Here is a 12,191-nt window from a genome sequence, read left to right on the forward strand (position 1 = left end):
AGCCGGTCAGCGAGCTGACTCCCGGCCCCAGAACGCAGAAACCCCACGGCCATGCACAGCATGCCCGCAGGGTTGAGAAAGTCGACCAGCCACCCGGCTGGCCGACCGCAGCCAATCAGGCGTTGGGGGCCAGACGGGCGAAGGCGTTGTCCAGCGCATCGATCATCTGGTCCAGCTCCGCCTGGGTGACGATCAGCGCCGGGCTGAAGCACAGCGTATTGTTGAACTCCTCGAAGCTGCGGTTGGTGCGACCGATGATCACGCCCTGCTTCATGCAGTCTGCCGCAATGGCGATCGCCAGGCTTTCATCCACCGGCTCCTTGCTCTGGCGGTCCTTGACCAGCTCCAGACCCGCGAACAGCCCCTTGCCGCGCACATCACCAATGACATCATACTTGTCATACAGCTGATGCAGGCGCCCCATCAGGTACTCACCCATCTGGGTGGCGTTCTCAAGCAGGTTTTCGTCCTCGATAATCTTCATGTTTGCCAGTGCCGCGGCAGGACCTGCGGTGCAGCCGCCGAAGGTGCTGATATCACGGAAGTAGCCCATGCGATCAGACGGATCATCCTTGAAGGCTTCAAACACGGCTTCGGTGGTCACGGTGCAGGAGATGGCCGCATAACCGGACGCCACACCCTTGGCCATGGTCACCATGTCAGGCTTGATGCCGTAGTGCTGGTAACCGAACCATTTGCCGGTACGACCCAGACCACAGACGACTTCGTCGATGTGCAGCAGGATGTCGTACTTCTTGCAGATTTCCTGAATCTTGTCCCAGTAACCCTGGGGCGGCGTAATGACGCCACCACCGGCGGTGATCGGCTCCAGACAGACAGCCCCTACGGTATCGGGGCCTTCGGCCAGAATGACCTTTTCCATTTCCAGCGCTGCGCGCACACCATAGTCGTCGACGTCACCAAACTGCGAACGGTATTCGCAGCAATGCGGGAATTCAACGAAACCGGGCGTAAAGGGGCCGTACTGATGCTTGCGTTCGAACTGGCCGGTGGCGCTCAGGGCGGTGATGGTGGTGCCGTGGTAGTCACGCTCACGGAACAGAATCTTGTGCTTCTTGCCGCCGTATTTTTTGTGGGCAATCTGACGCACGATCTTGAACGCTTTCTCGTTGGCTTCAGAGCCCGAGTTGGAGTAGTAAACGCGGCTCATGCCCGGCATTTTTTCAATCAGTTTTTCAGCGAACTGCGCCGCCGGTATGTTGCCGGCAGACTGGGCGAAGTAGTTCATTTTAACCAGCTGATCGCGCACCGCATCGGCGATGGACTCGCGGCCGTAGCCGACGTTTACCGTCCAGACACCACCGGACACAGTATCCAGATATTCATTGCCCTTGGCATCCCAGACCCGCATGCCCTTGCCTTCCACGATCACCATCGGATCGTTCTGCTCGAACTGTTTGTGCTGGGTAATGTGATGCCACACATGCTTGCGATCGCTGGCGATAACGGCGGCTGCGTCGAATTCGTTTACATCGTGCTTCATGATGTTCACCCCCTGTCTGTATGGAGTAGTTCTTGTGCAAACGGGCAGGAGGCAGGGTCCTGTTGACGTGTGCCGATAGTTCCTGCAAACGTCAACAAGGACAAGCTCCGGACACCAATTTCCTGTTGATGCCTAACAAGCTAAATTTATCCCTCAGGTCGGGTTAGAACCAGTTGTTTACCACCTATGATGCCAGCCCGTCACTGCTGGCTTGGGCAGCAAAAAAAGGCGCCAGCTCGCGCAGACAGCCACAGTGGCAGCATCCAACTGGACCGACCCCGCAGGTGCGGCTGGCTCTAGTGAGCCAATTGATTCAGGCCCACTATGGCATGGCCTGTTTAACCTGCGTTGCGGAAGATCAACATGATTCAGTGTCACATAAATGGCCAGGCCACCCGGATACCCGAAAATCAGAGTCTCACCGACCTGATTGAACAGCTGGGTCTTACCGGCCGGCGCCTGGCAATCGAGCTGAATGCAGAGATAGTGCCGCGTGCCGCACATGCAACGGTGTTGCTAAATGACAACGATCACGTAGAGATCGTCCACGCCATTGGCGGAGGCTGAAGCGCCGCCCGGATACTGTCAGAAAAAGGGAGTCTGCCAAGATGCATGACCCGGCAAACGAATCTGATCGCTTTACCATCGACGGCCAGCTGTTCGACTCGCGCCTGCTGCTCGATATTGGCTACTACCGCGACCCGCAGCGCGCCCTGATAGCCGCCAGGGCCAGTGGTGCAGAAATCATCTGTGTCTCGGTACGGCGCAACAATCTTGGCCAGCGCAACGGCGAAGCCAATCTGCTCGACACCCTCACACCCGACGAATTCATGATCCTGCCCAGCAGTTCAGGCTGCTACAACGCAGAGGATGCCATCGCATGCTGCCGTCAGGCCCGTGAACTGCTCAACGGCCAGAACCTGGTCAAACTGGAAGTTATCGGCGATGAGCAGACGCTCTACCCCGATATAGCCGCGACCCTCAGCGCGGCACAGACGCTGATCGACGACGGCTTTCGGCTGCTGGTCTACTGCAATGACGACCCGGTCATCGCCAGGCGCCTGGAGGCCATGGGCGCCGCCGCCCTGATGCCCATGGGCGCACCGCCGGGCTCCCGCCTGACGCAGTACAACCCCGGCAACCTGCGCAGGTTCATTGATCAGGCCAGCATACCGGTGCTGCTCGGTGGTATTTGCAGCGCCTCAGATGCAGCTCTGGCCATGGAGCTGGGGTGCGATGCGGTGGTGATAGACCGGGCCATAGCCCACGCCCAGGAGCCCGTGTTAATGGCCCAGGCCATGTGCTTTGCCGTACAGGCCGGCCGCCTGGGCTATCTGGCAGACTAACTGCAGGCTCAGCCCGCCAGCGCTTGCACCCTTGCCTCAGCCAGGCGCTGCTTGGGGGCGGCAAGATCGTTCATCGGACGCGTGCGCCGGGAGGCGTGGTAGTACTCGTTGAAGACCTCGAAATAGGCGTCCAGCACCTCGGCGCTATGCCCATCCCCTATCTGCTCCAGCAAGGCGGCCGCCACCTCACAGGTGCACAGATGATGATCCTGCGCCTGGGTACGCAGATCGTAGCGGGTCTGGCGCTGGGTGCGCGGCTCTATCACCGGTACCTGATCCAGATAACGGCTGTGACGAAACATGCGCCGCGCCTGCCGCCAGGTCCCATCGAGAATAATAAACACCGGTTCCCGGCCGGGCTTGGGCTCAAATTCCACCATGCGCTGGTCATAATCCGGGGCCGCAGGAAAAACCAGATAGGGGTCTAGCCCGGGGTTGGCGAGCTGCTCCAGCAGATCGGGCTCAGGCTCGGTACGACTCCATGCAAAGGTGCGAGACCGGGCGATGGTATCCAGAATCAGCCGGCCGGTATTGGTCGGCTTGTAGATCTCGTTACGGTGAGTCAGCAGCCAGAAGCGCGCCTGCGCCTCAACCTCAACGCGGTATTCACAAATACAGCGCAGATGCGGCAGCAGGCAGCGTTCACAGCGGGTGATTCTGGAACCCCGGGCAACAAAGGGCTTGCGCGGCGGCGCAGACAAAAAGGACATAGAAGGAAAATCGACTCTAGTGCGGGCTGGGATCAGGTGCAGGATAATACCGCGACCGGCGACGACATGCACAACCTGAAGCTGCGCAGATGCACAGGAACTAAAGGGCTAAGGTCTACTGCAGCGTCTGGCTGGCCGGGATCTGGCTGCCAAACAGCTGCGCAGGCGCCCCCCAGTCCAGCGACTGGCTGCCACGGTGCAGTAGATGCAGCACCTGATGCAGCTCGGCGTAACTGAGCACGCTGACTGCCGCCGCCTCTTCACTATCGCCGGTAAAGAAACTCAGCTGATAGCGCCCGCCGCGAAAACTGGCATCGAGCCTGTGCAGCACAGCGGCCGGCGCCCGCGTCTGCAGCGGCGCTTCCTGCACCTGCAACGCCTCACGGGCCCGTTCGTGCTCAAACTGCGCAACGGCTTCCCGATGTTCCGGCGCCGTACGGCTTACCTGTTTTGAAGTCTGGCGAATCAACTCGTCCGCGGCGCCCAGAATGCGCAGGCACAGACGCCTAGTAAGCCAGAAATCGACCCTTGGCTGGCCGTTGTTCATATTGCCAATCAGCCGGATGCGATCTTCGCACTGGTCGTATTGAAAGGTAAAAGATCCAATATTTGTCATGGCCCCACCCTACCCCTATCCCCGCAAAGGGGTCAACTTTGGCCAGAAGTCAGACTCAGACCCGTTCCGTTAATGACGAAAAACGGTGCAGCCAACGCTGCCATCCATCGGCTAAAAACCCTACGCAGTTGCACAAAGAAGCCAATAAATTCAATACGTTATATATTGATGTTTGACAGTATTCCAGCACCTACTCTAGTATCGGGTGCCATCCAAACAAACGTATGAATTACTCGGGAGACAACAGGATGTTATATCGCCACCTGCATTTACCTGTCTATCCCCATGTCTCCTGCCAGCCTCGCCCAGCGACCCTGCTGCGATGGGCCGCTATCCTGCTGCTGGTACTGGCGTCACTGCTGGCCGATGCCCTGGCCCTGGCGCCCCGGGCCGCAACCCAGGAGCCGCTGACGCTCGGCATACTGCCAAGGCGCAACGCGACCCTGACAACGGAACTCTTTACGCCCCTGGCCGAATACCTGAGCAAGTCGCTCGGACGCAAGATACAACTGGTCACATCAAAGAACTTCGAGGCCTTTCTGCAGGACGTACAGGATGAGCGTTTCGATATAGTGCACTTTAACCAGTACCATTATGTCCGCTCATCCGAGCAGTACCGCGTCATCGCCCATAACAGGGAGTTCGGCCGCAGCACTGTCGCCGGCGCACTTTATGTCAAAAAAGATAGCGGTATTACCCGCGTCGAACAGTTGCGCGGCAAGACGATTATTTTTGGCGGCGGCCAGGACGCCATGATGAGCTATATCCTGCCGCGATACCTGTTGATGCAGGCCGGTCTGCAGCCTGGTGACTACCGGGAAATTTTTGCCAAAAGCCCACCCAACTCGCTGATAGGTCTGTACTATGACGAGGCTCAGGCCAGCGGCGCTGGCGATATTCTGATCGATCTCAAGGTCGTCAAGGACAGCGTGGACACCAGTCAGCTGACCCACCTTGCCGTCACAGAGCAGCTGTTGCACCTGCCCTGGGCTGTACGCCGCACCATGGAGGACGACGACGCAGCACGCATTCAGGCCCTGCTTATCGGTCTCGAAGCCAGCCCGGAAGGCTTGGCAATCCTTAAACAGGCCCAAATGACTGGCATAGGAATTGCCAATGACGACAGTTACGCCCCCCACCGGCGTATCATCGATCAGGTCATGCCGCCCAGCCAGGGTCGTCACTGACGACGGAGCATAGAAGTGCGCTTAGCCTCCAGGTTCATTCTTATTGTCAGTGGCATTCTGTCGGTAACGCTCGCACTCAACGCCTACTACTTTATTCACAGCCAGAATCAGTTGCTGGAACAGCAACTCAACGAGCGCGGACGGGTACTTGGCCACCTGATCGCACTGATCAGCCCCGAAGCCATGCTCAACTTCGATTTCCTGACCCTCAACGAATATGCCCGCGAAGTGTCGCGCCAGCGCGATGTCGTCTACGGCGTTATCGTCAACGACAAGGGCACCCCCCTCACCTCCTTTTTCAACAGCCAGGATCCCCGCGTACTGGATGCCCTGCAGGCGCTGGAGCTGGATCTGGAAACCGCCCCTCTGACACCGCCCAAAACGGCCCGGCTGGTGGCGCGCCTGTCATCCAGTCTTTATGACCTGCTGCCCATGGAGTTTCCCATCAGCCATGGTGACCGCACACTGGGCCAGCTAAAGGTCGGCATCAGTCGCGAGCAGCTGCACTCACAGACCCAACGCCAGCTACTCATTCAAAGTTCGATCTATGGCCTGATCATTCTGTTCCTGTGCAGCGCCATCTTCTGGGTCTTCCGTTACAACGTCATGGGGCCCGTCAATCGCCTGATGGCCGCCTCCCTCAATGTCGGCCTTGGCGAGCTGGAAGAAGTGGCGGTGACCTCAAAGGACGAACTGGGTAGCCTGGCCGAAACCTTCAATACCATGATTCACGCCATCCGCGAGGAGCAGGCCAAACTGCACTATCAGGCCAACCATGATGCGCTGACCTCGCTGCCCAACCGCATGATGGCCATAGAACGGCTGGACCACGAGCTGCTTCTGGCACGGCGCCACAAAGAGCTGCTTGCAGTGATCTTTATTGATCTGGACAACTTCAAGGTGGTTAACGACACCATGGGACATGCCGCCGGTGACGAGCTGCTGGCCATGCTTGGCGCCCGCCTGCGGTCCCGTCTGCGGGATGGGGATACACTGGCGCGCCTGGGCGGTGATGAATTCCTCGTACTGCTGCCGCGGGTACAGAGTATTGAGGAAGTGAAGCAGGTCGCAACACGACTGCTCGAAGCCACCTCCGAACGCCTGATGCTGCACAGCCGTGAAGTCATCGTGCATTGCAGTATCGGCATCGCACTCTACCCGGATGACGGCATCAGCGCCGAAGAACTCATGGCCAACGCCGACAATGCCATGTACCAGGCCAAAACCCCCGGCCACCTGCCCATCTGTTTCTTCACCCAGGAAATGAACGTGCGGGTACGCCAACGGCTGCAGCTTGAACAGGATCTGCACCTGGCCGTCGAGCGCGACGAGCTGGAGCTCTACTTCCAGCCCATCTTTCAGGCCGGCCAGTGCCGGCCCATAGGGGCGGAAGTGTTGCTGCGCTGGCAACACCCGCAGAACGGCGTTATCAGCCCGGCAACCTTTATCCCCCTGGCCGAAGCCACCGGACTGATAATCCCCATCGGCGACTGGGTGCTGCAGCAGGCCACTTCCTTGCTGCGACACTGGCTCGACCTTGGACTCGCCCCCGGTACCCTGGCGATCAACATCTCCCGCCTGCAACTGCAGGAACGACTGATTCCGGTGATCCGTGATCTGGTGACGCAGCACCGCATTCCAGCGAACGTGCTCGAGCTGGAAATGACGGAAAACATACTGCTCGATGATCACGCCGCAATCAGCAAAACCCTGGATCAGCTGCAGGCCATGGGGCTCAAGCTCAGCCTGGACGACTTCGGCACCGGCTATTCCTCCCTCAGTTACCTGCGCCGCTTCTCCTTCGATACACTCAAGATCGATCGCAGCTTTATCCAGGGACTGCCTCAGGATCAGGACGGCTGCGCCCTCATTGGCGCCATTGTGGTGATGGCCCATCGCCTGGGGTTGCGTGTGGTTGCCGAGGGTGTGGAAACCATCGAGCAGCGCGACTTTCTGCAACAGCAGGGCTGTGACTACCTGCAGGGTTATTTGCTCGCCCGGCCCATGACAGCCGACGCCTACCGGGCGACCCTGCCCAGCCAGGCCTGCCCGCGAATGAGTACAGACAAGGAGATGTAAGTCAGCATGCAACAACCCGCCCATTCGCCTGCAGTATTGCGTGCCAGAGCCGCCCGCAAAGAGACGCTGAGCGCCACCGTACGACCGCTATTGTGTGCCGTTATGCTGTTGCTGTTTGTGCTCTGGGCGCACCTGGGTTCAGGACTCGCCACCTTTTCGCACAAGACCCGCACGGAGCCCGGCTGGGAGGACTTTCGCCTGTCCTATCAGGTCGACAGCTTTGGTCGCGACGGTTATTTTGTGCGGGCCGTGCAAAACGGCTACAACCTGACGCACCACACGCCCGAGTATGCCTGGCGCTTTACCCGAAAATCATCCACCGACAGCAACAACAGCTGCAGCAGCTGCCACAGTAATGAGGACCTCGCCTATGCCCTGGTCAACGGGGATAGATTCGAACCGGAACTGGAACGGCGTGTATCCTTCGAGGAAAGCGTGATGCGCTGCTACGCCAAACACCTGGATGGTTTCGTGCCAACGATCTATGACCCGGCGGTGCGCGACGTGCGCATCTTTGCCCGCATGGTGGCCCATCACCTGCAACTTGGCGAAGGCAGTCTGGGGGGAGCCCCCTGATGGACCTCTCCCCCCGAGCCGTAAAAATTATCCAGATAGGACTCTTACTCGCCCTGCTGGCAAGCCTGTACAGCGTGGCCCAGAGCTATCATGCTGAACGGGCCCTGATTCGCCAGAACGCAGTAACGCTGACACCCGGCTGTAAGGCGAAGCTGTCGGCCTATGGACTCCAGCCCGGCGACGTCTACATCTCGCCCTATATCCAGCAAAAAACCGGCCAGCAGGTCGTCAGGCAAGGTTACAGCGCCGAAGATGTACGCGCCATCGAGCGCGGCTGCAATATCATCGACGACCTGCAGGGACAGCATGCCGAGAACAACAGGCTAGAACGCTGGAACTCGACCCGCTTTGTACGCGGCAACCAGACCAGCTGCGATCACTGCCACCAGGGCATCGGCGACAAGCAGACCCCCGACGCCGAGCCCCAGATAGGCTCCCTGAGCCTGGGCGCCTCCTGGGTCATGGCCGACATGTATGACCGCTTCACCGGCATACTGCTGCCCTACGAGCTGCGCCAGATGCAGTGCTTTATCAACTCATCCAATGGTTTCAAGCCCAATATCGCCGACGACCTGATCGGCGATGTGACCGCCTACAGCCGCTTTCTGTCCGCCGCGCTGGACCTTCGCATCGGTAATCGCTACCCCGAACAGGGTATCGATGAGGTCACCGCCTCCATGACCGACAAGCGCGGTGACGATTACGTGCGCGGGCAGTCCCTGTACCGGGACAAGTGCGCCCAGTGTCATGGCCGGCAGGGGCTGGGCACCGTTGTGGACAAGCAGGTACTGTTCCCCGCGGTGGCCGGCCCCGATGCCTTCAACCTGCAGTCACGCAACAACTTTTCATTTGTTTCGACCATCCTGCCGGGATTTATCTGCCGCAACATGCCACTGGGCCAGGAAGGCACCCTGGAACCCCAGGAATGTCGCGACATTGCCTTTTATATCAGCAACCTGCCCAGACCCGCCGGCGACAAGCAGGGACCGCTGGCCGCTGCCTGGCAGCAGGTGATGATGTTTGTCATGCCACCCCTGGTGGCTGCCGTTGAAAACTTTCACGCCAACAAGCCGTAATCCAAGGACCCAGCATGCACGCCTCCCTGATGAACCGCGGCAAAGATTACGCAATCGGCAACAGCCTGCTGGTGGGCCTCACTCTGGCGGTGGTGGTCCTGCCCCAGGCCATCGCCTTTTCCACCACCCTGGCAGGGCTGCCGCCCTACTTCGGCATCTATGCCGCCATCTGGGGCGTGCTGTTCACCGCCCTGCTCAATCCTTCGCGAATATTCCACGGCGGCCCCAACAGCGCCATGTCGGCGGTGATCGGCGTGACCCTGCTGCCGGTGGCACCGCAGTTTGGCAATGACTATATCGGCTACGCCCTGAGCCTGATCCTGATGGCCGGTGTCTTCCAGCTGCTGTTCCTGCTGATACCCGCGCTGGGGCGCATGCTGGACTTTCTCAGCGAGCCTGTGATCAACGGCATGATCTGCGGCATAGGCCTGTTTCTGATCTTCAAATCCTTTGCGGGCTTTGCCGGTCTGCCGATTAATACCGAGGTTGAATGGCCCCTGTGGATAGCCTGGCAGACTTTCCTTGCCATGCTCGAAATCGGCAATATGCATGCCATCCACATAGGCCTGGTGACGCTGGTGGTCACCGTACTGGCGCGGCAGTTCCAGCCCATTCGCAATGCCGCCATCCTGCTGGGAATCATCGCCGGCACCCTGCTGTCGGAATACCTCAACAGCCGCTATGGTCTGGAAAACACCCTGATCGAACAGACCGCAGACATGTCTGCCATTGGCTTCGTGTTCCCGTCCATTCCGCTGTTCACGCAGGAAGCCATGCCCGATCTGATCAGCATCATTCCAGGTGCCATCACGCTGGCATTACTGGGGCTGTTCCAGACGGTGGCTGCCATGCGGCGCATGAACCGCAAGCAGGGACGTTACATCAGCGCGCGCCATGGCATTTTCGCCGACAGCCTCAGTAATTGCCTACTGCCCTTTATATCCTCGCTGCCGACCTGTGCCTCGTTCAACCGCATGTGGCTGATGCACGCCATGGGCGCTGTCAGCCGCCTGGCGGCGGTTTTCTCTGGCCTGATACTGTTGCTGCTGGTGCTGTTTTTCTCCGACCTGATCGCCATTATTCCGATCCCCGCCATGGCTGCCACCATCATGATCGTCGGCGCCAACATGATTAAGTGGTCGGATATAAAACCCCATTTCCACAACGTCCCCGAAGCCATAGTGTTTTCGACATCCTTTATATCCGTGCATATCTTTGGGCTCTTTGGCGCGGTGATCTGCGGTTCGCTGCTGGCGCTGGCCTATGCGAAATGGGAAAAAGCCCACCCCAATGTGTCTCTGGACGGCAATACTCTGCGGATCAAGGGGAACATCTATTATGGATCTCTACCGGTAATCGAATCCCTGTTTCACAAGGCCATAAACCAACAGGATGAACTGGTAGTGGATTTCTCGGCGGTGCACCACATAGACCCGGAGGGCGTCCGCTGGCTGGCAGAGCTCCGCCAGCATGAAAAGGTACGCTTCATGGACAGACGTAGCGGCATGGACAGACGCACCGGCAAGCGCGTCAAGCACAGCAAAACAGACCGCCGCCAGCGCCGGGTACTTTGAGATTCTGGCGTTATGGCGCTAAGGCAGGTGACGAGCCGAAGCGCCTCCCTGTCGGGCAGGCGCTTGTCGTGTAGAGAGGAGCTATAAGGCAGATGGATTGAGCGGGGCCTTAGCCACCGGTCATGTTCATGAAGCGAACGATCTGTACGTCACCCTCATTACTGAAGTGGTGACGCTCCGGCTTGTGCTGAATGGCTTCTACGATAGCCGCCTTGAGGCGCTCTATATCACCGGGATAGCGGCGCAGCAACGCTTTGAGATCCAGCGAATCCTCATTCCCCAGGCACAGTAGCAGGCGACCTTCCACCGTTACCCGCACCCGGTTACAGTCACCGCAGAAGTTATGACTGTGGGGCGATATAAAGCCAATACGGCTGTTGCTGTCCGCCATGCGCCAATATTTCGAGGGGCCACCGCTGGACTCGGTGGTTGGCAGCAGCGGGTAGTGCGGCTCAATCAGCGCCCGAACATCGTCGCTGGAACAGAATGTTTCGGCACGATCATGTTCCGATATCTGTCCCAGGGGCATTTCCTCGATAAAGCTGATGTCCAGGGAACGATCCCGGGCATAGCTCACCAGCTCATGTACTTCGTCGTCGTTACGCCCCTTGAGCACTACGGCATTCAGCTTGATACGCTCGAATCCTGCTTCCCGGGCTGCCTCAATACCATCCAGCACCTGCTCCAGCCGCCCGGTACGGGTAAGACGCAGAAAGCGATCCGGCTGCAGACTGTCCAGACTGATATTCAGACGATTCACACCGGCGTCTTTTAGCTGCCGGGCATAACGGCGCAGCTGCGAGCCATTGGTCGTGACACAGAACTCACGCAGCCCCTCCAGTTTGCCGATACCATCAAACAGAGTGATGACATCACGCCGTACCAGAGGCTCGCCACCGGTCAAACGAACCTTGTTCACGCCCAGCTCCGTGAAAGCCCTGGCAATGCTCTGAATCTCTTCCAGCGACAAGACCTGCTGGCGCGGCAGGAACGTCATGTCCTCGCCCATGCAGTAGACGCAACGGAAATCGCAGCGGTCTGTCACCGACATCCGTACATAGGTAATCTGGCGTCCGAAGGGATCAATCAGCTGCTCAGTCGCCACAGGGCACCTCATGTTAATCTTTTTATCAGGTTTACCGGACAGGGTATCGGAACCGATAGTCCGGCAGAATCGTCGATACAATATCACGTTGTACAGAATCTGTCCGGTGCAGAAAAGACATTGACCGACTAATCATGCCCCCGGGTACTCACATGTGGAGACCCACAGGACCCTCGGCGATACCGCGTTGACGTGCAGGGATGCACTAATTCCGCGGGAGCATGGATGCTCAGGAGCGGTCGCTGCTGGGCGCTGCGGCAGATAAAGAGCGGATGGGATCAGGCGGCTCCCGGCGACGTTCAATTGGCTTTAAAATCCACATACAAAAACGCCCCGACCAATGGTCGAGGCGTTTTCGTTGAATAAATGCTTGGCGATGACCTACTCTCACATGGGGAGACCCCACACTACCATCGGC

At 58.8% G+C, this 12,191-nt stretch carries 11 protein-coding genes; 7 read left to right on the plus strand and 4 right to left on the minus strand.

The window, feature by feature from the left end:
- Positions 1 to 115 precede the first annotated feature (115 nt).
- On the minus strand, positions 116 to 1,504 hold the full coding sequence (locus tag MRS74_RS14385) for an aminotransferase family protein (protein WP_254580968.1): 1,389 nt from the start codon (positions 1,502 to 1,504) through the stop codon (positions 116 to 118).
- A 363-nt stretch (positions 1,505 to 1,867) separates the two neighbouring features.
- Between MRS74_RS14385 and thiS the strand changes: the two genes are divergently transcribed.
- Positions 1,868 to 2,071 carry a sulfur carrier protein ThiS gene (thiS, locus tag MRS74_RS14390; protein WP_254580969.1) on the plus strand — a complete coding sequence of 68 codons (204 nt, stop codon included), beginning with the start codon at positions 1,868 to 1,870 and terminating at the stop codon, positions 2,069 to 2,071.
- Positions 2,072 to 2,112: 41 nt separating this feature from the next.
- A complete protein-coding gene (locus tag MRS74_RS14395) occupies positions 2,113 to 2,850 on the plus strand; it encodes a beta/alpha barrel domain-containing protein (protein WP_254580970.1) in 738 nt (245 codons plus the stop codon).
- An 8-nt stretch (positions 2,851 to 2,858) separates the two neighbouring features.
- On the opposite strand, the gene MRS74_RS14400 is transcribed toward MRS74_RS14395, so the two are convergent.
- On the minus strand, positions 2,859 to 3,560 hold the full coding sequence (locus tag MRS74_RS14400; protein WP_254580971.1) for a tRNA-uridine aminocarboxypropyltransferase: 702 nt from the start codon (positions 3,558 to 3,560) through the stop codon (positions 2,859 to 2,861).
- 115 nt (positions 3,561 to 3,675) lie between these two features.
- The gene (locus MRS74_RS14405) at positions 3,676 to 4,176 is read right to left on the minus strand and encodes a hypothetical protein (RefSeq protein WP_254580972.1); all 501 of its coding nucleotides are present in this window, start codon (positions 4,174 to 4,176) and stop codon (positions 3,676 to 3,678) included.
- A gap of 248 nt (positions 4,177 to 4,424) precedes the next feature.
- Here MRS74_RS14405 and MRS74_RS14410 point away from each other — a divergent pair, with 248 nt between their 5' ends.
- From MRS74_RS14410 to MRS74_RS14430, 5 genes are read left to right on the plus strand one after another with little or no spacing between them, the layout of a single operon-like run.
- Positions 4,425 to 5,363, plus strand: a complete 939-nt coding sequence (locus MRS74_RS14410) for a phosphate/phosphite/phosphonate ABC transporter substrate-binding protein (RefSeq protein ID WP_254580973.1) — start codon at positions 4,425 to 4,427, stop codon at positions 5,361 to 5,363.
- A 15-nt stretch (positions 5,364 to 5,378) separates the two neighbouring features.
- A complete protein-coding gene (locus MRS74_RS14415; protein ID WP_254580974.1) occupies positions 5,379 to 7,442 on the plus strand; it encodes a putative bifunctional diguanylate cyclase/phosphodiesterase in 2,064 nt (687 codons plus the stop codon).
- 6 nt (positions 7,443 to 7,448) lie between these two features.
- The gene (locus MRS74_RS14420; protein WP_254580975.1) at positions 7,449 to 8,018 is read left to right on the plus strand and encodes a hypothetical protein; all 570 of its coding nucleotides are present in this window, start codon (positions 7,449 to 7,451) and stop codon (positions 8,016 to 8,018) included.
- The gene (locus MRS74_RS14425; protein ID WP_254580976.1) at positions 8,018 to 9,094 is read left to right on the plus strand and encodes a c-type cytochrome; all 1,077 of its coding nucleotides are present in this window, start codon (positions 8,018 to 8,020) and stop codon (positions 9,092 to 9,094) included. Before MRS74_RS14420 ends, MRS74_RS14425 begins: the two co-directional genes overlap by 1 nt.
- Positions 9,095 to 9,108: 14 nt before the next feature.
- Positions 9,109 to 10,668 (plus strand): SulP family inorganic anion transporter, encoded by a 1,560-nt coding sequence (locus MRS74_RS14430; protein ID WP_254580977.1) that lies wholly within the window; start codon positions 9,109 to 9,111, stop codon positions 10,666 to 10,668.
- Between the two features lie 109 nt (positions 10,669 to 10,777).
- On the opposite strand, the gene moaA is transcribed toward MRS74_RS14430, so the two are convergent.
- Entirely contained in the window at positions 10,778 to 11,785 is a 1,008-nt protein-coding gene (gene moaA, locus MRS74_RS14435; protein WP_254580978.1) for a GTP 3',8-cyclase MoaA, read from the minus strand.
- Positions 11,786 to 12,191 lie beyond the last annotated feature (406 nt).

It is taken from the genome of Marinobacterium sedimentorum, assembly GCF_024267675.1.
GTDB lineage: Bacteria > Pseudomonadota > Gammaproteobacteria > Pseudomonadales > Balneatricaceae > Marinobacterium_A > Marinobacterium_A sedimentorum.